Below are 24,492 nucleotides of genomic sequence, written 5' to 3'. Positions count from 1 at the left end.
AAGCCATCGGCAGACCTGCTTTTCGGATATTTCGCTTGCATGGTTTTAATCAGCTCAGCGCTGTCTTTGCTGTTTGCTTTCGCTTCGGCAAAGTCTTTCAAATATTGCTGAGCAAAGGTAATGGTGTCAGCGTTCAGTGCCGTGCCCGCTGTCATGTGGCCTGGGATCACCACGTTAGGCTTCAGTGCTGCCATTTCATCTAGCTGTGCGGCCCAACCTTCACGTGCTTGGTCAGATTGTGCGTCTGCCATCCAAAGGTGGACGTTGCCATACACGGCGACATTACCCAGGATCGCTTTGTTGCCCGGGATCCAAAGATACGGACGGTGCGCCAAGTCACCTTTGGCACCATGGATTTCAATTTTTCGGCCATCCAGTGTCAATGATGAACGCGTATAAGCGGCAGGCACAATCGGGGTTTGCGGTGCGTTATCACCCATTTTTGGGGTCCAAAATGCCATTTTACCGTCCAGCTTTTCGGCAATCGTGGCGCGTACTGCCGGTGTGGTGATCACTTTTGCGTCAGGGAACATACCGTGCAGCACTTCGGCACCAAAGTAATAATCGGGATCCGCTTGGCTGACAAAGATGGTGGTCAGTTCTTTGCCTGAGTCCAATACTTTGGCGGCAATGCGCAATGCGTCTGCTTTGGTAAAGCCCGTATCAACCACCATGGCTTCGGTCTCGCCATACACTAAGGTTGAGTTTACGTGGAAGCTGTTACCATCCGCGTTATACACGTCTAGGTTTAAGGGTTCAGCATTATTTGCTGCCATCGCGCTACCCGTTAGTAATAAAGAGGCGGCTAGAGTTTTTATCAATTTCATCGTCGTGCTCCGTTGTTTTGCATTCGGTGTTGAGATGCTGTGCAGTTTACGGGCTCGACTTGTTCATATATATAGCTAATAATTTACATCATTATTTCATAATTCGAGCATATAAACTGTTCGTACCGCCTTACGAACGGCTAGCTCTTAAGCATAGATGAGATTGACATGGATACACTAACTGCAGCCCGAGTGCTGATTGATGTGGCACTGACGCAAAGTTTTACCGCCACTGCCGAGCGGCTCGAGATGTCGCGCCCTATGGTGACTCGCCACGTCGAAGCGCTAGAAGACTGGCTAGGCATACGCTTATTGCAGCGTACCACGCGCAAAGTATCGTTAACTTCCGCCGGCGAGCAAAGCTTGCCGCAACTGGAACAATGGGTTGAGCAGGCCAATGCATTGACACAGCAATGGCAACAAGATGCGGGCTTGACCGGCAAAGTGCGGGTGGCCACCAGTATGTCGTTTGGCTTTGCGCAACTGATCCCCGCCGTCAAGCCCTTTATGGCCGCTAACCCCGAGGTAGAAGTGGATATAGAGGTGCAAGATAAGGCGGCCGATTTGATTGCAGAGCGGATTGATATTGCCATCCGCATTGCTTCCAACCCGGATCCGTCTTTAATTGGACGCCCAATCGCCGCGTGTGATTCCGTCTTAGTCGCGGCACCGGACTATTTGGCCGCTCACGCGCCGATCCGCTCGCCCGAGGATCTCACCGCGCATAGTTGTCTCAGTTACAAGCAGTTTGATCGACCGATTTGGCATTTAGACAAAGGTGAGGAACACGCCGCGGTCAAGGTTCAAGGGAAGCTTTTTGCCAATGAGGCGACCACCTTACTCAGTGCCGCTATTCAGGGCATGGGCGTAAGCATGCAGCCGGTGTATCTGGCTCATAGTGCCATTGCGCGAGGTCAGTTGGAGGTCGTGCTCCCCGATTGGCAACCCAAGGCAATGGATATCTACGCCTTGTATCCGTCACGTCGCAACCAGCCACCAGCGGTGCGTGCGCTGCTGGATGCGCTGATTGCCCACTTCGCGGATAGCCAGTGGGCACCGGTTGCTATTTAGTGAGAGGAACCATTTAGTAAGAGAAAAAGCGCGCAGGATTAATCAGACGATTTGACTTGCGCGGCATGATGACGCTGCGCTTTGACCAGCCATTTATCAAGCTGATTGGCAAAGGCTTGTTTTTGTTGCGGGCCAAGCGGTGCCGGCCCACCCGTGTGCACGCCGCTACTGCGCATGGTTTCCATAAAATCACGAATATTAAGCCGTGCGCGGATGTTTTCTTTTGTCAGTAATTCACCACGGGTGTTTATCACTATCACGCCTTTTTCAATCACTTCGTCCGCCAGCGGAATGTCTTGGGTGATCACCAAGTCTCCTGCTTCGGCATCGGCGACAATCTGGTTATCCGCCACATCGAAGCCTTTTTCGACCTGACGTGAACTGGCATACGGCGACGGTGGTAAACGAATAAATTGGTTGGCAACAAAGGTGGCTTGAATCTGTGTTCGGTGTGCCGCGCGAACAATCATCTCGCGCATTGCGACCGGACAAGCGTCCGCATCTACCCATATTTGCATACTGGCTCTCTTACATTTAACGTCAATGCCTGCATTAAACCGCATCATCTTTATAAAAGCCAAAAAAAAGCGCCCGTAGGCGCTTTTGTCAGGAAAAATGAGATGACTTACTTCAACAACGCCAACACTGCATTGACGCAGGCCTCAGACGATACTGGGTTTTGCCCCGTCACTAGGTTGCCATCAGTGACCACAAATGACGTAAAGTCATCCGCTTTTTCGTACATGCCACCGTTTTCTTTAAGCATATCTTCGACTAAGAAAGGTACCACCTCAGTTAAGCCAACCGCGGCTTCTTCACCGTTGGTAAAGCCGGTGACCCGCTTACCCTTCACTAACGGCTCGTCGCGATCGGAACGCGTATGGCGGAACACGGCCGGACCGTGACACACCGCACCAACCGGTTTGCCCTGATAGTAGAAAGTCTCAATCAGCTGACGAGAGGTTGGATCTTCCGCCAAGTCCCACAATGGACCGTGGCCGCCGGGGTAGAAAATGGCGTCATATTCGTAAGCATTAATGTCACTCAGCTTGACGGTATTATTGACCATATCTTGCAACTCAGCGTCTCCGTCAAAGCGGCGCGTTGATTCAGCCTGAGCATCTTCCGCTTCGCTGTTAGGATCAATCGGTGCCTTGCCGCCTTTGGGCTGGCAACCACAATGCTCGCGCCGGCATCTTTAAACGCGTAATAAGGGGTGGTGAACTCTTCAAGCCAAAAGCCTGTTTGGTGACCCGTATCGCCCATGGCATCATGAGATGTTAGCACCAATTCAAATTTTGTGTTGTTGCATCATCGCTCCTTACTTGTCACGCGTTTGGGTGATAATTCATTCGTTTACTATGTTGTCATTAACTAGACTAACAGGTCAGAGGTGTAAACGTAATGGATCGCGGCTTAGATCAATTGACCGTTTATTTACTTTCCTTGTCTCTCTCTGACGTAATACTAGCTCAGGAATGACAGCCAGGTCTGCGCATCGCCTACAATAGTGTCATCCATTGCAGGTTATTGCCCGCAACCTTTTGAGACTTAAACATCGATACAATGAGGTCTACATGAAAAAAACATATCTACTGGCTCCTCTCGCACTCGTGGCCGCTTTAGTGGGTTGTGAACAACAAACGAACGACTCCCAGGAGGTGTCTTCACAAGTCGAATCTAGCGTAGAAAACGCCCAAGACGCAGTAAAAGAAGGCACAGAGCAAGCTTTGGACAGTGCTGAAATGGCTATCGACAGCGCTGAAGATACGGTTTCTGATATGGTTGACCACCACAATGCTAAAACATCTTTGGACTGGAATGGTACCTACCAAGGCGTGATCCCATGCGCGGATTGTGAAGGCATTGATACCACACTCACACTCAACCAAGACAACACCTATGTCCTCAGCAAAACTTACTTAGGCAAAGATGGTGAAGCATTCAAGGAAGAAGGATCCTTTTCCTGGGATCAAACAGGTGGTGTTGTCATTCTGGAAGGCTTGACCGATAGCCCGAATCAATTCTTCGTGGCCGAAAACCAAGTGATCATGCAAGATATGAATGGCGAGACCATCGACGGCGATCTGGCTGATATGTATAAACTGAAAAAGCAGTAATCTGCTCACGCCTTATCACTCACTGCCAGTGGTAAGGCATATTTTTTCTCTTTTGGTCACAGATTGACGCTCTCTTCCTGTTTTTTCTACCTTATTACCGCCATTTACGTTCCTTTCCGCCCCACTGTTTGCACAAATTGGCACGTTAAGTGACAAATTTGTTGCCAATAAAACTTGACGATATTTCACTCTATGGTTTAACACTTAAATAGAGGCGAAACAAAATCTTATCCGGTTGGTGCTAAACGCTCATCAGACGAGCTGGAGGTGTCAACCAAGAACAGCACAGATCAGGACTGCGCGCCAACGAGAGCCTCCTCCGTTTGTTCGATAACGTGACCGAAAAACGGCACCTTTCTGCACCGGTAATCGCGCTTGATCCAAGTTCGATTACCGGTCAGTAGTACGTTTTATAAGTACCACAGTCGTGGGATTGAACAGGAGTCAGCGTATGAGCGACGTTGTATTGAAGTTTTCATACGAAGAATACAGCGCCCGTTTAGCCAAGGTCCGCTATGCCATGGAAGAGAACGATATTGATACCTTGCTGGTGCACGACCCATCGAATATGGCGTGGCTGACAGGCTATGATGGCTGGTCTTTTTATGTGCCCCAGTGTGTCGTGATTGGCTCAACCGGCGATCCCTTATGGTTTGGCCGTATCCAAGATGCCAATGGTGCACTGCGAACCGTCTATATGAGCGCTGAATGCATCACCTACTACCCAGACCATTATGTCATGAATCCACCGCTCCATCCGATGGAGTACCTTTGCAATTATGTACTGGCAGAAAAGTACTGGGATCGTGGCCGGATTGGCGTAGAAAAAGACAATTATTATTTTAGTGCTACGGCGTTTGAGTCCCTTAAAGAAAACCTCCCGATGGCAACTTTAGTCGACACCACTGGGCTGGTTAACTGGTGTCGAGCGGTCAAATCTAATCAAGAGCTGACGTATATGCACACCGCGGCGCGTATTGTAGAGAACATGCACCGTGTGGCATTTGAGATGATAGAACCCGGCCTGCCTAAACATTTACTGGTAGCCGAAATCAGTAAACACGCGGTCGTCGGTCATGACGGTCACTTTGGCGATTACGCTGCCATTGTGCCTATGTTGCCATCTGGCGGCGATGCGGCAGCACCTCATTTAACCTGGGACGACCGTCCATTTAAGCGTGGTGAGGGAACATTTTTTGAAATCGCTGGCGTACATCGTCGCTATCACTGCCCATTGTCACGCACCATCTTCTTGGGGGAGCCGGGCGATGAGTTCAAACGGCCGATGAAGCACTACAAGCAGGACTTGAAGCCGGTCTCGCGGTTGCCAAACCAGGTAATACCTGTGGCGACATTGCTAATGCCCTCAACGACGCCTTGTTGCGCTATGGGTTTGATCGCGAAGGCGCGCGCTGCGGCTACCCCATCGGATTGAGTTATCCACCTGACTGGGGTGAGCGCACCATGAGTTTACGCCCGAGCGATCAAACGATCCTGCGCGAAGGCATGACCTTCCACTTTATGCCCGGCCTTTGGATGAAAGATTGGGGGATAGAAACAACTGAAAGCATTATTATCACCCAAGAAGGGGCACAAACGTTATGTGACTTGCCACGGCAACTATTTGTAAAACATTAGTTGTAAAACACTAGCGTACCGTGGGCAGGTGCTACACTCATAACATCATGATTTAAAATCACTCTTATAAACTTGGCACACTAGGGCGACAAAGGTGACAAGCGTCAATAAACGCCAATAGCGATCGCGGCGCCCAAAGCAGCGGCGAGAGTGAAACGGTTATAGCAAGGAGCAGTTATGGAACCAACAGCCATCGAAGCCACAGTCGATTTTCACGCAGACGGTGTACAACATGGGTTTCTCAAACTGCCCCATTCCCACGATCAATCCGCGTGGGGCTGTGTGACTATTCCCATTACCGTGATTAAAAATGGTGAAGGCAAAACCGCTTTGCTCACTGGCGGTAACCATGGTGACGAATACGAAGGCATTACAGCATTACTCAATACATGCCATCAGCTCATGCCAAGCAACATTAAAGGCGGGTGATTATTTTACCCATGATGAATGCCCCTGCGGTGACAGCAGGCACACGCACATCACCTTGGGACCAAGGCAACATGAACCGTGCCTTCCCAGGCTCCCCGACCGGCAGTGTCACCGAGCAAATTGCGGACTACTTTACCCGTTATTTGATCCCGCAATGTGATACCGCACTCGACATTCACTCGGGCGGTAAAACCCTAGACCTTATTCCCTATGCGGCGTCACATCGGTTAGAAAACCTGCAACAAGCCGACGCCTGTGCAGAAGGGGCTCGCCTGTTTGGAGCGCCGTATCAAGTGCAAACCACCGAAATGGACGCTACCAGCATGTACGACACTGCCGTGGAGCAACAAGGCAAAGTGTTTGTCACCACCGAGCTAGGTGGCGGCGGCACCAGCACCCCTGAGTCGATCGCGATCACCCAACGCGGCATTCATAATTTTTTGGTTTTTTCAGGGATATTACAAAGCGAATACCGTCATCCATCTACTCCACCAATAGCACTGGAGCTGCCTGATAAGCATTGTTATGTGCAAAGCGAACACGCGGGGATTATCGAATTTTGTGTGCACCTCGGCGACACCATTCAACGCGGTGATCTGATTGGTAAAGTCCACAATATCGAGCGAACTGGGGTTGAGCCTGTGCCCTATTACGCCGAACGAGACGGCATTTTACTGGCCAAACGCCATCTCGGACGGATCTATATCGCGATACCTTTGCCGTGATTGCTGAACCTGTGTGACGGAGGTGGGATGAAGCTCGATAAGTTTGATATCAAAATCCTACAAATTCTGCAGCAAGATGGACGGATGACCAAGTCGAACCTCGCACAGGCAATCAATCTATCGGTGAGCCCTTGTTGGGAAAGGGTAAAACGGCTCGAACAAGCCGGTGTCATTGAAGGCTACGGCGCGCGTATCAACCCTGACGCCGTGATCAAGCTCAATACCGTCGTTAGGTCGAAACTCACTCTCGGCCAACATGATGTGGAGAGTTTCCAACGCTTTGAACGTGCCATGCAAGCCTGTGACGATGTGAAAGAATGCTGGGCCACCGGCGGCGGGATTGACTATATTGTTCGGCTTGGCGTCACCGATATCGACTACTATCAACGCTTGATTGACCGTTGGCTGACCGATGATTTGGGCATCAAACAGTACTATACCTACATCGTCACCAAACAAGTGAAGCGCCCCGCCCTCACACTTCCGCTCGAGGCCCCTGACACCGCCGCGAATGGGTGAGCTTCCAGAAAATTTTATTCGGTAAAAGGCAGGGTTCAGAAAAAAATACCGTTTTATCGTCGTCTAACAAAAAACCTCTTTCCGATAAGTTGCATACAGTAAGAGTAAGCAAACGCTGATAGGCAGCGTGGCGATTTTGCCAAAGGAGGGAGTATGACCGTATTCCAATCACGTGATCTGCACGACATAGGATCAGCGGCCAATACGCTGCGTCACGATGCGACCGGTAAAGCCAGTACGGATGTGCTCACGTATCTTGACGATCAACGCCTGTTTCGCCAACTCGCTTATTGCAATGGTAAATGGGTCAATGGTGAGTCCGATACACCGGTATTAAACCCTGCAACCGGCGACATATTGGGCTACACCGCTGCTTGAGTGCCGACCAAATTAACCAAACCATTGATGACGCCGAGACCGCTTTTCATCTGTGGCGCGCCGAGTCCGCCGAAACACGTGCCAAACTGTTGATGAAATGGCACGATCTGATCATGGAAAACCAACACGATCTCGCTCACCTGATGGTGCTCGAGCAAGGCAAAACGCTGCGCGATGCCGAGGGCGAGGTGGAGTACGGAGCCTCATTCATCCACTGGTTCGCTGAAGAGGCTAAGCGGGTGTATGGCGACACCATGCCTAGCCATATTGCCAACGCTCACCTAGCCACATTGCGTGAGCCCATTGGTGTTGCCGCGTTGATCACGCCATGGAACTTTCCCAATGCCATGATCACACGCAAAGCCGCTGCTGCACTCGCCATCGGCTGCAGCGTGATTGTTAAACCGGCGGAAGAAACGCCCTTTTCTGCACTCGCATTGGCCGAACTTGCCGAGCGGGCTGGGATCCCTGCCGGCGTATTTAATGTCATCTTAGGCGATCCTCCCATGGTCTCAGCACAGCTTTGCCAAAGCGACAAAGTGAGAGCACTCAGCTTTACCGGCTCTACCCGAGTCGGCCGGCTACTGCTAGAACAAAGCGCGCAAACGGTGAAGAAATGTGCCATGGAGCTTGGTGGAAATGCCCCCTTTATCGTGCTGCCGGATATGGACATTCAACAGGCCGCTCGCGCCGCTATCGATGCCAAATTCCAAACCTCAGGCCAAGATTGCCTGGCAGCGAATAAAATTTTAGTGCCGCGTGACAAACATCAAGCGTTCGTCGAGGCCTTTGCCGCACTAATGGATGAACTCGAAGTAGGGAATGGTCTATTACCAAGCACAGACATTGGCCCATTGATTTCACGCCGTGCGGTGGAGAAAGCGCAATCGCTCGTCGATGATGCCATTGCCAAAGGGGCGACCGTGATGGGCGGAAAATTGAATCCCAATCTGGGTGAGAATTTCTTTGCCCCCACGCTTATCACCAAGGTGACGCCTGAAATGTTGGTCTATCAAGAGGAAAACTTCTGTCCCGTCGCTGTCGTGATTGCCTACGATAACCTAGATGAAGCGATTACGATGGGTAACGATACTGAGTACGGGCTCTCGGCGTATGTCTATGGTAATGATATTCGTGATATTTGGCGCTGTCTGCGCGGCCTCGAGGTCGGTATGGTCAGTGTTAATTCAGTGAAGATGACCGGCCACCCGATTCCCTTTGGTGGCGTCAAACAGTCGGGCTTGGGCCGTGAAGGAAGCCGCTATGGCATCGACGAATTTAGTGAAATCAAATACTACTGTTTAGGTGGCTTACCCACGGTGAGCGGCAGCTAATTCAGGTTTGCTGACGGATAAGGAGACTGATCATGCGTCCAGAAACAAAAGCGTTGCTAGAAAAAGATAGAAATACCGTGTTCCATCCCTCCACGCACCTCAAGCAGTATGCGCATGGCGAGATGCCTGGTCGCGTGATTGCGTCAGGTAAAGGGATCCGAATCACCGATTCTGAAGGCATTGAGCTTATTGACGGCTTCGCGGGCTTGTATTGCGTCAATATCGGCTATGGTCGGGAAGAAATGGCCGAGGCCATCTACGAGCAAGCGAAAAAGCTCGCCTACTATCACACCTATGTCGGCCACACCAATGAGGCTTTGGTGACCTTATCAGACCGCCTGATCAACATGGCGCCTGGCATGAGTAAGGTGTACTACGGCATGTCGGGTAGTGATGCCAATGAAACCCAGCTTAAAATTGTTTGGTATTACAACAATGCCCGCGGTAAACCTGAGAAAAAGAAAATCATCTCACGCGACCGGGGCTACCATGGTTCAAGCGTGGCGTCAGGCTCACTAACCGGCCTGCCTTTGTTCCATGCGCACTTTGATTTACCGATTGAACGTATCAAACACACGATGGCGCCCTACTACTATCGCCGTGAAGACAGTGGCATGACTGAGCCGAATTCGCGCAACATTGTGCGGATGAACTGGAAAAATGATCTTGGCTGAAGGCCCCGATACCGTCGCCGCCATGATTGCCGAACCCGTGCTTGGCACCGGTGGCATCGTACCGCCCCCCGAGGCTACTGGGCGGCCATTCGTAAAGTGCTGGACAAATATGACGTACTGCTGATCGCCGATGAAGTGGTGTGTGGCTTTGGCCGGATTGGCAGTGATTTTGGCTCGATTTATTACGACATGAAGCCCGATTTAATCACGGTCGCCAAAGGCTAACGTCTGCGTATCAGCCATTGTCTGGGGTCATGGTCGGGCATCGCGTCTGGGAGGTGCTGGAAGATGGTACCGATACATGGGGCGCCATTGGTCATGGCTACACTTACTCTGGCCATCCCTTGGGCGCGCGGCGGCCTTATGTAACCTTGATATCATTGAGCGCGAGAATCTGACTCAGAACGCCGCAACCACGGGCGAATATCTGCAAATGAAAATGAAAGCCGCCTTTGCCGATCACCCATTAATTGGCGATAGCGTGGAGTGGGTTTACTGCATGCGCTGGAGTTCTCGCCTGACCGCGCTCATCGCAGTCACTTTGATCCCAGCCTAAAAGTGGGCCCACAAATAGCGGCCGCATGCTTAGAGCAAGGATTGATTGCCCGTGCGATGCCACACGGCGATATTCTAGGTTTTGCGCCCCCACTGGTGGTAACGCCCAATGAAGTGGACGATATCGTCGCAAAAGCCAAAGTGGCAGTCGATAAGGTGATGGATAAACTGGTCACCAGCGGACAATGGCAACCTAAGTAGAACGGTAGCGCCCATCCATTAAGCAAAAAAAGCGCCGACAAGTCGGCGCTTTTTCATTGTGGATCACTTATGACGCTGTTAGCTTGCCGTTGCAGGCTCTAGCGCTAAGTTCGCTTCTTTCTCTTTTTGCATCCGCATCACGGCAATAGGGCCGGTGATAAAGGTAAAGGCAATCAAGAAAGACACAGGCACGGCGGTGATCACAATGAACGACTGAAGCGCGTTCAAGCCACCGTCGCCAGCGAGCAGAAGTACGCCAGCGACCACACCCATCACAATCGCCCAGAACAAACGATGTTTACGGGTCGGTTGGTTATCACCAGACACAGCCATAGCAATCGAGTACGCCATTGAATCACCGGTGGTTGCCACAAACGTCGTGGTGAGCAACATAAAGGCCGGGATCAAAATCACGCTGTAAGGCAGCTGCGACAGTGACGCAATCAAAATTGCTGGTAAGCCGGCATCCGCCATTGGACCAGAAATGCTACCGGGTGATTGCAACTCATAGAAAATACCGGTACCGCCCAATACTGAGAACCAGAAGTTAGTGGCAATCGGTGCACAAATCGCAACAGCAAAGATCAACTCACGAATCGAGCGGCCTTTAGAAATACGCGCAATGAAGATAGCCATCATCGGGGCAAAACCAATAAACCAGCCCCAGAAGAACCAGGTCCACCATGCGTTCCAGCCACCATTATCGGTGTTCAGCGCGAGGGTGTGCATGTTGTTTAGGTAATAGCTAAAGCCTGAGCCAAATTGCTCGAAGATAAAGCCAGTAGGACCAAGCACAATCACCGCCCCAAGCAGCACAGCGGCACCGATGACATTCATCCGGCTCAGCCATTGCAGGCCTTTATCCATGCCAGTAAACGCAGAAATGGAATAAATGGCGACGACAGCAGCCAAGATGAGCATCTGCATCGGCATCGTGTTCTCAATGCCAACAAAGCTTTCCAAGCTATAGCCCAGTTGGGTTGCCAAGAAGCCAATCGGGCCAATGGTTCCGGCAGCTACGGCAATGATCGAACAGGCGTCGATCACCGAGCCAAGCCAGTGATTTTCTAGCTTGTCACCGAGCAAAGGATACAAGAGTGCACGAGGGCGCAAGCGTACACCTGCCTGGTGATGCGCATACATCAGTACAATCGTCGCCAAGGTACCTAATACCGCCCAGGCTAAGAAGCCCCAAGTGGAAAAAGCTTTGGCTTAACGCAGGGGCGACGGTTTCCATCACACCCGCTTCCATCTCACCCAGTGCGGGTGGTGGGGTCATGAAGTGATAGATAGGTTCAGCCGCTGACCAAAAGACACCACCGCCGGCAAGCAGGGTACACATGATCATCGCAACCCAACGGAAACGACTCATTGAGACGGTATCCGTGGCACCAAGTTTCAATTTACCAAATTTACTGCCGCCAATCGCTAGCGCCAGCACGAAATTGATCACCATTAACCACTGCCACCAGTAACCAAAAAGGTTGGCAGACTCAGAGAATAGAGACTGGATCACAGAGGAAAAATGTTTTAGGTCAAACAGGGCAAAGGCAAGGAAGACGGCGACAAAGCCGATAGTAAATACAGCAACAAGTCGGTCGTTATTTTGTGTAGATTTAAGCATTAGTTCGCTCACAAGGTGTGTGAGGGATGGGACTCTATCAGTGTGGCGAATGAATGACCAGAACAAATTGACTCACAAGGATGGAAAAGAAACCGTGACAGATATCACTTATTCAGGTTTGGCGGGGGTTCAATAGATTTATGACATTTTTATTAAATGCGCAAAACTCCACCAGCTTGTCGATTATCAAGCTGGCTCTGCGCGTTTTTGTGTTTTGGTCGTCTTGCCCGTCTCCAGGATCTTCTTATGCAACACCATGGTCGCGCGATACAGTTTGGGATGAACTTGTGCATCGCCTCTTTTGGCACGGTTGCAGGTCGAAATCACCGCGGCGGTAATACAAGCAGCCACTTTTAGCTGCCCAAGCTGGTAGGCATAGCTTGCTTATTTTGATCGCCATAAAACGGCTTGATCACTGTACTTATAGTTACGCGCCGCAAATTTCTCAAAGCGGAGAAAATCGCTGTGGTAACTTTTCAGTATCCGATTGACGTGACGATCATAGTAATTTTTGTATTTGGCATAGCTCCCTTTTGGGTTACTCGCCATGATGTCTTTCACCCAGACAGACGCTTGTAGCTGTTCTTTTTCAAATAAGCCACTCAGCCAGGCAAACATATAACCTCCTACTGCTAGCTTAGCCGCTTCATTTTACTTAATTTGCGCGACTAATCTATCAAAAGGAAGAGCTAAGTGCTTGAGTGACGGTTATTTAACCAACAGTAAGAATGGTTCAAGCTTGGGTATTAATGATAATTGTATACGTGGCATCACCGACCGGCAGCATATGAAGGATTTGCTCGCCTAATTCTGAGTGGTTTAGTAGATAATTGCCTTGTGGAAAGCGAGCGTCCTCTGGTCCTTTCAACACCAAACTAAAGTTCTCGACGAGATGCCCGTTGATTTCGTCGCCATGACCAGGGTGCGTTTCAACACGAATAAGCGTCATCGCATATTCGGTATCGGTTCCGTCAATTAGGGTAATAGTCTGGTCAATCAACTCACTGACATGCTGGCAAGATAGTACATTCATCGTCCCTCCCGCGTCCCACTATTGGGTATCTACGCTATATTATTCTTCTACTTAAGATTAGAAGAAAAATTCGACAATGCACAACAGCTTAGTGTATTGCAGGCTTAAAAAATCACACACGCCACTAGACGACCGGTCTAATCTTGTTTATGCTACGCCACATGAAATCAAGCAGCACATTAGAACACACCAGTCATAACGCTACCCACCAACACTTGTTGGATACGGGCGTGAATGTAATGGCGCAATTTGGCTTTAGTGGTGTGGGTCTCAGCGCAATACTGAAACAGGCTGGCGTTCCTAAGGGATCGTTTTATCACTATTTTGCATCAAAAGAGCAATTTGGTCAGGCGGTATTACAGCATTATTTCTCGCGTTATTTGGCGGAGGTAAACAGCGTGTTGATAGACACGACCATGCCGCCTATTGCTCGAGTTCATCGCTACTTTACTCTCTGGCAAGCCCAGTACTGCAGCATGGATCCCGTTCAAACCTGCTTGGTTGTAAAGTTAAGTGCTGAAGTGGCCGATTTGTCAGAGCCGATGCGGCTTGCGCTTCGTGATGGCACCGATAAGTTAATAGGTGCTTTAGCAAATACGCTCGCGCTAGACGAAGACAGCTTTAACCATGGCAATGCATTAACCACCGCGACCACGCTTTACCAACTATGGCTAGGCGCAACGCTGTTAACCAAGCTCCATCGTAATGATAGCCATCTTGCGCAAGCAATGACGATTACCCAACAAAAGCTTGGTTTGGCTAACTAGCATAACCGTCAAACCAACAGGTGCGACTGGTGATGGTTGGCACCGCAATAACCATTTATTGGATGAAGCCCGCCTCGGCGGGTTTTAAACAAACTGTAACTAGACGACCGGTCTAATCTTGTGATAATCCTGATTGACTGACAATAATGAAAAGGAAGTATGAGCAATGAACAACTTTGAGTTCTACAATCCCACACGTATCGTTTTTGGCGAAGGTAAAATCGCCGAGCTGGATCGCCTCATCCCAGCTGAAGCAAAAGTACTCGTGCTCTTTGGTGGCCAGAGTGCGCGAAAAACGGGCACCTTAGATGAAGTTGAACAAGCACTTGGCCAGCGTCAATTCGGCCTGTTCAGTGGTATTGAGCCAAACCCACGCTACGACACACTCATGAAAGCCGTCGAGAAAGTACGCGACGAAGGCTACGACTACCTGCTCGCTGTCGGCGGTGGATCAGTGATCGACGGCACCAAATTTGTTGCAGCAGCAGCAAAATACGATGGCGATGCGTGGGATATCCTCACCAGCATGGGCGGTACAATCGAAACCGCACTGCCATTTGGTACCGTGCTCACCTTGCCAGCTACTGGCTCAGAAATGAATAAAGGCTCGGTAGTTAATCGTGAATCTATGCAGGCAAAACTGCCGTTTATGAGCGAACTAGTGTTCCCACAGTTCTCAGTGTTGGATCCGGTAAAAACTTATACCTTACCGATCCGCCAAGTCGGCAATGGTGCCGTGGATGCGTTTGTTCACGTGGTTGAGCAATACCTCACCTACCAGCAMATGCACCGGTACAAGACATGTTCGCCGAAGGCCTGCTACAAACGCTCGTCGAGCTTGGCCCACAATCACTAGAAACCCCAGAAGACTACAATGTGCGTGCCAGCCTGATGTGGACCGCTACTCTTGCGCTGAATGGCTTAATTGGCGTGGGCGTGCCTCAAGATTGGTCAACCCACATGCTTGGTCACGAGCTAACCGCCCAACACGGGTTGGATCACGCACAAACACTCGCGGTTGTCTTGCCAGCGATGCTGAACGAGAAGTTTGAGCAAAAACAAGCCAAGCTCGCACAATTTGCTGAGCGCGTTTGGCATATTGAGCAAGGCAGTGAAGCTGAAAAAGCCCAGCAAGCGATTGAGAAAACCCGCGACTTCTTTGAGCGTATGAATGTGAAAACACGCATGAGTGATTACGGCTTAGATGAAACCGCCATTGAGCCACTGATTGAAGGCCTGACTCAGCACGGGATGACCCAACTGGGTGAACACGGCGACGTCACGCCGGATGTTTGCCGCCGCGTGCTTCAAGCAGCACTGTAGTCGCAAAGCGCACGTTCAATCTGTCGCTTTAACACATGGCGTTGATGAGGCGCGCTTACATGCCGCCTTGTCACCCATACATATCTGTATTCCCCATATATAAGGGAGGAAACGAATGTCATCACCAATGAATCAACGTTTTGTTCTTGCATCGCGTCCCGTGGGGGCGCCTACCGCAGAGAACTTCCGCTTAGAAGAAGTGGAGATTCCCGCCCTCGGCGAGAATGATGTTTTAATTGAAAACCATCACTTATCCATTGATCCGTATATGCGCGGTCGTATGAGTGATGCAAAATCGTACGCCGAGCCGGTGGCAATTGATGGCCTAATGGTCGGTGCGACCGTGGGTAAAGTGCTGGAGTCTCAACATGCGGATTATCAAGCCGGTGACTGGGTACTGGCCTATAAAGGCTGGGAAACGCATTCCGTTGTAAACGGCGATACCCTGATTAAACTCAATCCAGATCTGCGCCGGTTTCGTACGCGCTCGGTATCCTAGGCATGCCAGGCTTTACTGCTACATGGGCTTGCTCGACATTGGCCAACCCAAAGAAGGCGATACCTTAGTGGTGGCAGCGGCAACCGGGCCAGTCGGTGCGACCGTCGCACAAATTGGTAAGCTAAAAGGCTGCCGCGTCGTCGCGATTGCTGGTGGCGAAGAAAAATGCCAATACGCCCGCGAAAACCTCAACGTTGACGCTTGTATCGACCACAAAGCAGACAACTTTGCCGAGCAGCTTGCCGAAGCCTGCCCACAAGGCATTGATATCTACTTTGAAAACGTTGGTGGCAAAGTGTTTGATGGTGTAATGCCACTGCTCAACACCGGTGCTCGCATTCCAGTGTGTGGATTGGTATCGCAGTACAACAACACCGCCTTGCCCGACGGCCCAGATCGCCTCTCACAATTAATGGGGACTATCTTAGTTAAACGACTGACCATCAAAGGTTTTATTATCTTTGATGACTATGCGCACCGCTACCCTGAGTTCGCTCATGATATGGCCAAATGGGTCGGCGAAGGCCAAATCCATTACCGTGAACACGCGGTGGATGGCTTTGAGCAAGCGCCGCAAGCACTGATTGATGTATTAGAAGGCCGTAACTTCGGCAAGATGGTGGTCAACATTAAATAACGTCTTCATGCTTTAACCTGTTATACCGAAAAACCCTGCCTCCCCCTTAGCGATGGATCACTAAGGGGGTTTTTATATGCTTATTTCACCCCACAAAAATGCAAACGAAAGACTACACTGTTTTTGATGGCCTGATCACCATTGCTGCGTTTGGGTAACACTGGCAGCAACATACGATCTGTGTGCACGGACACCAGCTGAGGATAGAGGATGTATCTCCAATGACTAAACCCACTCCTACGATCCGTCACCAAATCGCCGTCGGATTTGCACTTGTTTTAGTCATGGCTTTGATGACAATTTTTGCGGTGGTCGAGTGGAAAGTAAAACCCGATCTGATTACACAACGGCATGAAAAAATCACTATTAGTCAGCACGGTCTCCTAGATTTGCTCAATGCCAAGCTCGGTCAAGTCGAACTGCTAACCAGCACCATGGCGTTAACAGGCACCATACTCCCTAAAGACGCATCCCTTTTTCGCACCACCTTTCCACCGATCCTCAATAATTATGGCGACCCTGCGATTGCTGGTGGTGGAATCTGGCCTGAGCCAGAGGCTTTCAAAAAAGGGGTTGAACGGCGCAGTTTCTTCTGGGGACGCTCGGGAAAAACCATGGCCTACTACGACGATTATAACCAGCCTGAGGGCAACGGTTACCACAATAAAAGTTGGTACCTAGCGGGAAAAGACGCATCCGTCGGTCGTTGCAATTGGTCAAACGCCTATATTGATCCCTATACCAAAGCGCCGATGATCACCTGTACTGTACCCATGCACCAAGACCAAGAGTTTGTTGGCGTCGCACCGTGGATATGAGGTTGGCTGATATTGCGAGTATACTGTCACAATACGGTCGAGAGAATGATGGCTATGTGTTCGCGCTAGACGCAGACGGAAAAGCAATTAGCTTCCCGGAATCGGCGATAGAGTTTCAGCCCTACCGAAATACGCTACGAACTGTAAACGAACTAGACGAGCAACTGCCATGGCTCCGTCAAGCATTAAACGCAACTCAAAGTCTAACTGGGAGTAAGCTAGTCACGATAGAGAGCGACGGTATTTTCGGCGAGGCATCGTATGTTCATCTTATCCACTTTCCACAAACAGGCTGGGTCATTGGCCTCGCAATTCCCAAAAGTCAGCTGACCGCTGCCGCTGATCACATGGGATTTTTTCTGATGATGGCCATCGGTGGGCTGTTGCTCGTTGTGGGAATTATCGCCGCGATCACCGCGCGCAACCTTTTAGGTAAAATTCAACAGACTACCCAGCAAGTCTGGGAGCTCATTGAGGGTGAAACCACTCAAGAGTTGACGGTAGGTAACATGAACGAGGTGGGTGAATTGCGCCAAGCCGTTAATGCTTACGGTGAAAAACTCAAAGCCCTACTTTCGCGTCTCGAAGCCATCCAAGATGAACTGGTTCAGAATGAAAAACTATCATCACTCGGCTCGTTGGTCTCTGGTGTCGCTCATGAGCTGAACACACCCATTGGCAATGCGCGGATGTCCTCAACCTCGATACTCGACACCAAAAAAGCGTTCATGCAAAAGCTCGAACAACCGATCACGCGCGACGATTTGGACCAATTTCTCACCCACGTTGAAGGAGGCGCGCGTATTGTTGAACGCAATATGTCACGTGCCTCTGAATTGATCCGTGCTTTCAAGCAACTCGCGGTAGATCAAACCAGCGATCAGATACGCGAATTCGATCTTCACCTCCTCGTGAACGAAGTCCTCCTTTCTTTACGCCCAACACTCCAGAACGAGGAACACTCGCTCAAGGTAGAGATTCCAGCATCTATCCAGTTCAATAGCTACCCCGGTGCGCTCACTCAGGCTCTGATCAATTTAATCAACAATGCGTTAATTCATGCATTTATCGAGCGTAAACCAGGAAGCATTCAAATCCAGGCCACCATGGAAGAAACGGATAGGGTGAATATCACCGTACGTGACGATGGCGCGGGGATGACGCCCGAGGTACAAAAACGTATTTTCGATCCCTTTTACACCACCCGACTCGGCCAAGGCGGATCAGGGCTTGGCTTGCATATCACCTTCAACCTCGTCACCGGCATCCTCGGTGGTCGCATTGAGGTACAAAGCGAACTGGAAAAAGGCAGCTGTTTCACTATGACCATTCCGCTCATCGCCCCCGAACGCGCCCAACCCAACAGTGAGGGCGCGTCGTAAATTGCGCGGATATGGCGCTATTCAACGTTGAGCTGATCCGCTGTGGGTAATGCGGTCATTGCGCCTTTTGCAGTGGTAGCGAGCGCGCCGCAGCGGTTACCCTGACTCACCGCCATAGTCACCGCTTCTGCCGTCTGCCAGTTAGGCAATTGGGATAGCGCAGCAAGCAAGCCGCCCATAAACGCATCACCCGCACCTGTGGTATCCACCACGTTTGCCGGCGTAGTTGGTACCTGCCAAACCGTTTTATTGAACGCGACTCGCGCCCCTTCACTGCCTTGCGTTACCACCCACAACGACACATTCGGTGCGCGATCGGCTAACACAGCTAATCCAGCTTTCACCGACTGATTCTCGGTAAGTAGGTGTTTGGTTAGTAAGACAAGCTCATCGTCAGAGATTTTGACTAAATCAGCCAACAGAATAGCTTGCCACACGGTATCCAACATTTGCGCTTTGCTTTGCCAAACATCTTCACGCAAATTGGGATCAAAACTGACAAAGCCGCCGTTATCACGACACGCTTGCATGGCACCGAGTGTAGTAGAACGTGATGGTTCATTCGCCAGAGCAATCGAGCAAGCGTGTAACCACTGCCCTTGTTCGAACAATGGGAAATCGTAAGGCTGCACAAACTGGTCAGCGCTGGGTTTTACCATAAAGGTGAAGCTGCGCTCGCCGTGCTCATCCAGCTCAACTAACACGGTTGAGGTACGTTGCGCCTCGTCACGATGCATAAACCGGGTATCCACGCCTTCGTTGGTCAACGTCGTTTGCATAAACCGCCCAAGCGGATCGCCGCCGACACGACCAATAAAGCCGGTTTGCCCACTGAGTCGACTGACTGCCACGGCGACGTTAGCCGGGGCACCACCTGGACATTTCAGGTAGTGATGTTCGCCATCAGGGATCAAATCCACCACGGCATCACCGGTAACCCATACTTTGCTCATCTCGATTGCTCCTCGTTTAACGCTTAATTATGCCGCCGCAGCTTGTGCGTATTTTTTACGGGCGCCCAATACATAAGTTACGGAAAACGCCACGACAAAGGCAATCGCCATACCAATGATATAAGGCACCACACCGTCAGGGCGAATGGAAATGATCCCTGGCAGACCCGCTGCGCCCAACGCTTGTGCTTTCACTTTAAAGAAGGTGACAAAGGCACCCGCACAGGTTGCACCGACAAGCGCACCAATAAATGGATAACGATATTTGAGATTAATACCAAACATCGCCGGCTCAGTAATGCCCAGCAGTGCCGTTACTCCGGCAGGCATCGCAATCCCCTTAGCTTTCACATCCGCAGTTTTAAGCCCAAACGCCAGACATGCAGCACCTTGTGCTATATTCGACATCGCCGCAATCGGGAAGATAAAGGTGCCACCAGTGACCGCAATATCGGCTAATAGCTGAGTTTCAATCGCGATAAAACTGTGGTGCATCCCGGTGATCACAAAAGGTGCATACACAAAGCCAAACAAGGCACCGCCGACCATACCCGCAGACTCATACACCCAGTTAAGGCCATCGCCTAGCAAGAAACCTAATTCACGTGTAAATGGGCCAACCAGCGTAAAGGTAATCAGTCCGGTAATAAAAATCGCCAGTAACGGTGTCAGCAAATTGTCCAGCACCGAGGGAATAATGCGACGTAACCCTTGCTCCACTTGCGCAAGAATATAGGTGGCAACCAGCACCGGCAGCACTGAGCCTTGATAACCCACTTTTTGGATCTCAAAGCCAAAGATTTCCCACACAGGGATGTCTCCGGATACCGCCGCACCACCAAAGCCCCAGCCATTAAGCAAATCAGGGTGGACCATCAACATCCCTAACGCCGCGCCCAAAAAGGGATTAGCGCCAAACTTTTTACTCGCGGAAAATGCAAGCAGTACGGGCAAGAACACAAACGGCGCATTGGCGAACGTATTGATTATATTGGCCAGGTCACCCATTTGTGGGTAGGCCTCAATCAAGGACTTGCCATCAATAATCAAGCCAGGCGCGGTGAGGATATTGAAAATCCCCATCAACAGACCACCAGCAACAATGGCAGGAATAATGGGAACAAAAATATCCGACAGCCCTTTCACGGCGCGTTGTAACCAGTTTTGCTTTTCGGCACCGGCAGCCGCCACGTCTTTCGACGACATCTCTGACTGGCCCGTTAATTTACTGAATTCAGCATAAACATTATTGACAATACCCGAGCCAAAAATAATCTGTAACTGACCACTGACTTGGAACTGCCCTTTCACACCATCAATCGATTCAATCGCGCTTAAATCCGCGAGGCTATCATCATGGAGTGCGAGTCTTAGCCGCGTGGCACAGTGCGCCGCTGCTGCAATATTGTCTTTTCCACCCAGTTTATCGAGTAGTTGTTGTGCTACTTTTTGGTAGTTCATGGCTACTTCCCCTGCACGCTCTCACCGTCTTTGCCACCGTCGCTATTGATTCTATTGTGGCAGTTACACGCCCCACACTTTCGGGAACGATCCCGAAAATGATGTTCTGAATCCTATAAGGCATCAAGTATCAGGTATAGTGGCTGTGAGATCGATCATCAAATCGCTGCCCTACTCTCGATGTAAATGTGACTAAAATCACTAAATAAAGGGCATTTAGACAGGTATGTTTGCAAAGGATCGGCAAATAGGCCGATCATGGCGTTTCCAAAAAAGGAGAATCCATGGCTAGCTTGAATGATGTCGCCCGTCTAGCGGGTGTTTCCAAATCGACCGTGTCGCGCGTGATTAACCAAGAATATGGCGTCAAACCCGCCACCATTGAGAAAGTCAACCGCGCCGTCGAGCAATGCGGCTATGTGGTTAACCAAATCGCTAAGGATTTAAAATCCAATAAAACCAATCTCATCGGTGTGATTGTGCCGCGAGTGTCCTCAAATGCGATGTCAGCCAGTGTCGACGGACTTAGCCATGTGTTTGATCAAAAAGGAAAACAGGTGCTTTTGGCTAACACCCGCCAAGATGATCTCCGTATTTGTCATTACCTCGATTTGTTCAACCAAAAGCGCGTCGAGGGCATACTGTTGTTTGCATCCACGCTCAATCCGGCCTTGGTCCAAGCGATTAAACGCTCGAGTGCACCGGTGGTCATCATCGGTCAAGATGGCTCTCCCTACAATATTCCTAGCGTGATTCATGACGACTATCGGGTTGGTTTTTGCGCTGGTGAACAACTGATTAAAGCCGGTTGTCAACGCATTGGATTTCTGGGCGTTCAAGCCGAAGATATTGCGGTTGATCAGCAGCGTTATCAAGGGCTTGAAAATGCTTTGGCCACGCTAAGCCAAACAACACCGCTGTTCCACTACCAAGGGCAATTCTCGATTCAATCGGGCCATGTGGCGATGACCGCTATGCTCGATCAATACCCAGAGATAGACGGCGTGTTTTGTGCCACCGACCGTATTGCTATTTGGTGCGATCCAAGCACTACAAGCACAAGGGATCACGCCAGGAAACACGGTGAAGGTAGTAGGTGTGGGCGATGATGAGCTGGCACACGTGGTATCGCCGAGCTTATCTACTTTTAACTATGCGTTTGATGCAGCAGGCGAAAGTGGTGCAAAAATGCTGCTCGAATTACTGGAAACCGGCCAAAGCCATGTTTCAAAATTAGTGATGGGCTTTAGCTACATCAGCCGTGCCACCTGCCCTTAACACGGCGGTCGTTAACGCAATACAGAGAAATTTTACTTGCGTCGTCACCATCTTTTTCGCTATTTTTGGAACGTTCCCGAAAATAAATTGGTATGGATAGATGGAAATAACCCCGACAAGCTTGGTTGACGCGTGCGGTGGCGCAGATAACCTACGCCGCGTATTGCGTCATCAGGGCAAGGTAATCATTGAGCTCATCGAGCTTGAGCGCGTGAACCAAGAAGCACTGCCAATCAGTGACATTGACGGTTCACTGCGCCAAATCACACTCGATCAGCCGGTAGATGAATGTGCACTAGCCGCGCTGGGACGCCTTATCGATCAAAACCTGCGTGAGCAAGCCGCGCCCTTCTATTCGCCCACCAGCAAGACGGATTTCCATCGTCCGGCTTGGCATATTAGCCCACCTCAAGGTCTGCTTAATGACCCCAACGGTTTTATTTACTTTCAAGAGCACTATCACCTTTTCTATCAGTGGTACCCTTTTGCCTGCGAGCATAAAGACAAATTCTGGGTGCATTTGATCAGCCAGATGGGGTGCAATGGCACACCGCGCCTCTTGGCCTCACGCCCAGTGATTGGTATGACAGTCACGGGGTATTTTCAGGCCACGCTATGGTGATGAACGACGCCCTGTGGCTTTATTACACCGGCAACACCCGTATTGGCCCCGAGCGCCTGAGACAAACCACCCAATGTGTGGCACGGTCAACCGACGGTATTCACTTTGAAAAGCTGGGGCCGGTGATTGATGCTCCACCGGCTGGCGTGACCGAGCACATTCGCGATCCCAAAGTCATTCACGACGGCGAAAACTATCGGATGCTGCTGGGCGCACAACGTGAAGACAAGATAGGTCGCCTGGCGCAATATTCTTCCGCCGATGGTCTGCATTGGCACTACGACGGTTAAGTGGCGACAGCTTCGGCGACCATGGCTATATGTGGGAGTGCCCCGATCTGTTCCAGTTAAGCGAACAATGGCTCTGTATCCTCTGCCCACAAGGCAGCACAGCGCCAACGCCCGATCACCATGTGCCTCACCACAATGGTTACGCCAAAGCCACGCTAGAAGCAGACGGCATCACGCTTGATGACTGGCAAGTGCTGGATCATGGGTTTGATTTTTACGCCCCACAGACGGCACAGACCCCTGACAACAAGCGCATGCTGATTGCGTGGATGGGCCTGCCAGACGAAGTGGACCAACCCAGCCAAACCGCTGGCTGGCTTCATCAGTTAACTTGCCCACGTGAGTTACATTGCAAAACGGCCAAATTTATCAGCGTCCAGCGACCGCGCTGCAGCGCCTCAGAGGTCCTCAGCAGCTGCTAGTGATTCGCACCGAGAGCGACGCGACCACCGTAGATTTGGGCACCAAACAGTTTGAGCTAAACACCACGCTGCCCATTCCAACTCACGGCCAATACACCCTGTATTTTCACAGCCGCAGCGGCATTGCTACTCATGCACCAATAAGCAAGCAATCCGGCTGTGCCCTGACTATTGACGGTGACAGCCGCACCCTGACGCTGGATAGACGTGCAAGCCTCTCCTCAGAAGGAGACACGCGTCGCTGTATTGACTTGCCCGAGCCAGTAGAAGATGTGCCGCTACAGGTGCTCGCCGATACCAGTTCATTAGAGTTCTTTATAGCAGATGGCCAATGGACCATGACCAGCCGCTACTTCAGCACTACCGACGCGACCTGTTTGGCACTGACACGCGATCATAACGATGTTCCCCTACCAAAAGTGATTGATTGGTATGCGTTAAAAAAGGCGAGTATTGGTTAACATTGTTATGCGTTATCACAGCCCGCAAAGGCGAACACGATATCGCCACGGAAAACGCATGAACATCCGCGTCATGAAAGGCTTCCCAGCACGGTCGCCAGGTACTCCTGGTCCATCGCACACATCATTCGCTTGCGTTGAATACCGGCTTTAAAACTCTTCTCTTGCTTTAATAAGTTAAAAACCATCTGCCTTATTCTACCGAAAACTTCCGCTCGGTCATCCACCCTTATTCGGCAGGCATCTTCTTTTAATCCAACATCGAGTTGCCAATGCATCGATTCAATTAACCAATGCGAGCGCGTGGCATCGTGAAGCTCTTTCGCAGTAAGTGCTTTGGAACTTATATAATAGCGTACTGAAATATCTGTCTCTTCGGCATGTTTGCCTTCTTGACGAACACTCACCATGATGCCCATTGTTTTTAATTCAGGCCAATCATAAGCCAAAT

18 protein-coding genes and 9 pseudogenes are annotated in these 24,492 nt (G+C 50.5%); 18 read left to right on the top strand and 9 right to left on the bottom strand.

Annotated elements, in window-relative coordinates; translation table 11 throughout:
* Positions 1-827, bottom strand: an 827-nt coding sequence (locus DZ54_RS21285) for an MBL fold metallo-hydrolase (protein WP_164831589.1), incomplete at its 3' end; no start/stop codon positions are given.
* Between the two features lie 168 nt (positions 828-995).
* On the opposite strand from DZ54_RS21285, the gene DZ54_RS0111625 reads away from it, so the two are divergent.
* Positions 996-1,898 (top strand): LysR family transcriptional regulator, encoded by a 903-nt coding sequence (locus tag DZ54_RS0111625; protein ID WP_025674246.1) that lies wholly within the window; start codon positions 996-998, stop codon positions 1,896-1,898.
* 38 nt (positions 1,899-1,936) lie between these two features.
* Here the strand turns inward: DZ54_RS0111625 and DZ54_RS0111620 are convergent, their stop codons facing one another.
* Together DZ54_RS0111620 and DZ54_RS21280 are read right to left on the bottom strand one after the other, a co-directional pair.
* Positions 1,937-2,416: a YaiI/YqxD family protein gene (locus DZ54_RS0111620; protein WP_025674245.1), complete on the bottom strand. Its 480-nt coding sequence runs from the start codon at positions 2,414-2,416 to the stop codon at positions 1,937-1,939.
* Positions 2,417-2,523: 107 nt separating this feature from the next.
* Positions 2,524-2,967 (bottom strand): type 1 glutamine amidotransferase domain-containing protein, encoded by a 444-nt coding sequence (locus DZ54_RS21280; protein WP_420804855.1) that lies wholly within the window; start codon positions 2,965-2,967, stop codon positions 2,524-2,526.
* 508 nt (positions 2,968-3,475) lie between these two features.
* Here DZ54_RS21280 and DZ54_RS0111610 point away from each other — a divergent pair.
* The 8 genes and pseudogenes from DZ54_RS0111610 to DZ54_RS26150 all read left to right on the top strand — a co-directional run bounded on the left by DZ54_RS0111610 (position 3,476) and on the right by DZ54_RS26150 (position 10,471).
* The gene (locus DZ54_RS0111610) at positions 3,476-4,018 is read left to right on the top strand and encodes a copper resistance protein NlpE (protein ID WP_025674244.1); all 543 of its coding nucleotides are present in this window, start codon (positions 3,476-3,478) and stop codon (positions 4,016-4,018) included.
* A gap of 451 nt (positions 4,019-4,469) precedes the next feature.
* Positions 4,470-5,656: pseudogene (locus tag DZ54_RS21275) on the top strand (M24 family metallopeptidase).
* 177 nt (positions 5,657-5,833) lie between these two features.
* Positions 5,834-6,827: pseudogene (gene doeB / locus DZ54_RS21270) on the top strand (N(2)-acetyl-L-2,4-diaminobutanoate deacetylase DoeB).
* 10 nt (positions 6,828-6,837) lie between these two features.
* Positions 6,838-7,329 carry an Lrp/AsnC family transcriptional regulator gene (locus DZ54_RS0111595; RefSeq protein WP_025674243.1) on the top strand — a complete coding sequence of 164 codons (492 nt, stop codon included), beginning with the start codon at positions 6,838-6,840 and terminating at the stop codon, positions 7,327-7,329.
* A gap of 153 nt (positions 7,330-7,482) precedes the next feature.
* Positions 7,483-9,041, top strand: a pseudogene (locus tag DZ54_RS21265) (NAD-dependent succinate-semialdehyde dehydrogenase).
* 32 nt (positions 9,042-9,073) lie between these two features.
* Positions 9,074-9,940 (top strand): annotated as a pseudogene (locus DZ54_RS26160) (aminotransferase class III-fold pyridoxal phosphate-dependent enzyme).
* Positions 9,941-10,016: 76 nt separating this feature from the next.
* Entirely contained in the window at positions 10,017-10,271 is a 255-nt protein-coding gene (locus DZ54_RS26155) for a hypothetical protein (protein ID WP_240473986.1), read from the top strand.
* 2 nt (positions 10,272-10,273) lie between these two features.
* On the top strand, positions 10,274-10,471 hold the full coding sequence (locus DZ54_RS26150; RefSeq protein WP_240473985.1) for a hypothetical protein: 198 nt from the start codon (positions 10,274-10,276) through the stop codon (positions 10,469-10,471).
* Positions 10,472-10,549: 78 nt separating this feature from the next.
* On the opposite strand, the pseudogene DZ54_RS21255 reads toward DZ54_RS26150, so the two are convergent.
* From DZ54_RS21255 to DZ54_RS0111570, 3 genes and pseudogenes are all read right to left on the bottom strand, one after another.
* Positions 10,550-12,095 (bottom strand): annotated as a pseudogene (locus DZ54_RS21255) (BCCT family transporter).
* Between the two features lie 384 nt (positions 12,096-12,479).
* Positions 12,480-12,713: a hypothetical protein gene (locus DZ54_RS26145; RefSeq protein ID WP_240473984.1), complete on the bottom strand. Its 234-nt coding sequence runs from the start codon at positions 12,711-12,713 to the stop codon at positions 12,480-12,482.
* A gap of 115 nt (positions 12,714-12,828) precedes the next feature.
* On the bottom strand, positions 12,829-13,128 hold the full coding sequence (locus tag DZ54_RS0111570; RefSeq protein WP_025674242.1) for a DUF6916 family protein: 300 nt from the start codon (positions 13,126-13,128) through the stop codon (positions 12,829-12,831).
* 161 nt (positions 13,129-13,289) lie between these two features.
* Here DZ54_RS0111570 and DZ54_RS0111565 point away from each other — a divergent pair, with 161 nt between their 5' ends.
* The 5 genes and pseudogenes from DZ54_RS0111565 to DZ54_RS23600 all read left to right on the top strand — a co-directional run bounded on the left by DZ54_RS0111565 (position 13,290) and on the right by DZ54_RS23600 (position 18,554).
* Entirely contained in the window at positions 13,290-13,895 is a 606-nt protein-coding gene (locus tag DZ54_RS0111565) for a TetR/AcrR family transcriptional regulator (RefSeq protein WP_025674241.1), read from the top strand.
* A gap of 166 nt (positions 13,896-14,061) precedes the next feature.
* Positions 14,062-15,218 (top strand): annotated as a pseudogene (locus DZ54_RS21245) (iron-containing alcohol dehydrogenase).
* Between the two features lie 115 nt (positions 15,219-15,333).
* Positions 15,334-16,354, top strand: a pseudogene (locus tag DZ54_RS21240) (NADP-dependent oxidoreductase).
* Between the two features lie 221 nt (positions 16,355-16,575).
* A complete protein-coding gene (locus DZ54_RS23605; RefSeq protein WP_025674240.1) occupies positions 16,576-17,172 on the top strand; it encodes a cache domain-containing protein in 597 nt (198 codons plus the stop codon).
* A 2-nt stretch (positions 17,173-17,174) separates the two neighbouring features.
* Positions 17,175-18,554 (top strand): sensor histidine kinase, encoded by a 1,380-nt coding sequence (locus DZ54_RS23600; RefSeq protein WP_164831588.1) that lies wholly within the window; start codon positions 17,175-17,177, stop codon positions 18,552-18,554.
* A gap of 17 nt (positions 18,555-18,571) precedes the next feature.
* On the opposite strand, the gene DZ54_RS0111540 is transcribed toward DZ54_RS23600, so the two are convergent.
* On the bottom strand, positions 18,572-19,507 hold the full coding sequence (locus tag DZ54_RS0111540; protein ID WP_025674238.1) for an aminoimidazole riboside kinase: 936 nt from the start codon (positions 19,505-19,507) through the stop codon (positions 18,572-18,574).
* 27 nt (positions 19,508-19,534) lie between these two features.
* Positions 19,535-20,968 (bottom strand): sucrose-specific PTS transporter subunit IIBC, encoded by a 1,434-nt coding sequence (locus DZ54_RS0111535; protein WP_025674237.1) that lies wholly within the window; start codon positions 20,966-20,968, stop codon positions 19,535-19,537.
* Positions 20,969-21,252: 284 nt separating this feature from the next.
* Here DZ54_RS0111535 and DZ54_RS21225 point away from each other — a divergent pair.
* From DZ54_RS21225 to DZ54_RS23580, 4 genes and pseudogenes are all read left to right on the top strand, one after another.
* Positions 21,253-22,246 (top strand): annotated as a pseudogene (locus DZ54_RS21225) (LacI family DNA-binding transcriptional regulator).
* A gap of 100 nt (positions 22,247-22,346) precedes the next feature.
* Positions 22,347-23,158 (top strand): annotated as a pseudogene (locus DZ54_RS26140) (glycoside hydrolase family 32 protein).
* A complete protein-coding gene (locus tag DZ54_RS26815) occupies positions 23,140-23,580 on the top strand; it encodes a glycoside hydrolase family protein (protein WP_128080513.1) in 441 nt (146 codons plus the stop codon). Before DZ54_RS26140 ends, DZ54_RS26815 begins: the two are co-directional and overlap by 19 nt.
* Positions 23,580-24,041, top strand: a complete 462-nt coding sequence (locus DZ54_RS23580) for a GH32 C-terminal domain-containing protein (RefSeq protein ID WP_025674233.1) — start codon at positions 23,580-23,582, stop codon at positions 24,039-24,041. The genes DZ54_RS26815 and DZ54_RS23580 overlap by 1 nt, the downstream gene beginning before the upstream one ends.
* 71 nt (positions 24,042-24,112) lie before the next feature.
* On the opposite strand, the gene DZ54_RS0111505 is transcribed toward DZ54_RS23580, so the two are convergent.
* On the bottom strand, positions 24,113-24,492 hold a 380-nt coding region (locus DZ54_RS0111505), incomplete at its 5' end, for an ISAs1 family transposase (protein WP_025674232.1).

This window comes from Salinivibrio socompensis S35, from assembly GCF_000513715.1.
GTDB lineage: Bacteria > Pseudomonadota > Gammaproteobacteria > Enterobacterales > Vibrionaceae > Salinivibrio > Salinivibrio socompensis.
Note: the sequence above shows the minus strand (reverse complement) of the source record. Positions and strands in the feature narration are given on the sequence as shown.

Bases quoted from the DNA above. Each gene is read 5' to 3' on its own strand.
- DZ54_RS26155 (WP_240473986.1), top strand. From the start codon at position 10,017: ATGGGGCGCCATTGGTCATGGCTACACTTACTCTGGCCATCCCTTGGG.
- DZ54_RS0111535 (WP_025674237.1), bottom strand. From the start codon at position 20,968: ATGAACTACCAAAAAGTAGCACAACAACTACTCGATAAACTGGGTGGA.
- DZ54_RS0111595 (WP_025674243.1), top strand. From the start codon at position 6,838: ATGAAGCTCGATAAGTTTGATATCAAAATCCTACAAATTCTGCAGCAA.
- DZ54_RS0111565 (WP_025674241.1), top strand. From the start codon at position 13,290: ATGAAATCAAGCAGCACATTAGAACACACCAGTCATAACGCTACCCAC.
- DZ54_RS0111610 (WP_025674244.1), top strand. From the start codon at position 3,476: ATGAAAAAAACATATCTACTGGCTCCTCTCGCACTCGTGGCCGCTTTA.
- DZ54_RS21280 (WP_420804855.1), bottom strand. From the start codon at position 2,967: ATGGTCAATAATACCGTCAAGCTGAGTGACATTAATGCTTACGAATAT.
- DZ54_RS0111570 (WP_025674242.1), bottom strand. From the start codon at position 13,128: ATGAATGTACTATCTTGCCAGCATGTCAGTGAGTTGATTGACCAGACT.
- DZ54_RS23605 (WP_025674240.1), top strand. From the start codon at position 16,576: ATGACTAAACCCACTCCTACGATCCGTCACCAAATCGCCGTCGGATTT.
- DZ54_RS0111540 (WP_025674238.1), bottom strand. From the start codon at position 19,507: ATGAGCAAAGTATGGGTTACCGGTGATGCCGTGGTGGATTTGATCCCT.
- DZ54_RS0111620 (WP_025674245.1), bottom strand. From the start codon at position 2,416: ATGCAAATATGGGTAGATGCGGACGCTTGTCCGGTCGCAATGCGCGAG.
- DZ54_RS0111625 (WP_025674246.1), top strand. From the start codon at position 996: ATGGATACACTAACTGCAGCCCGAGTGCTGATTGATGTGGCACTGACG.
- DZ54_RS26145 (WP_240473984.1), bottom strand. From the start codon at position 12,713: ATGTTTGCCTGGCTGAGTGGCTTATTTGAAAAAGAACAGCTACAAGCG.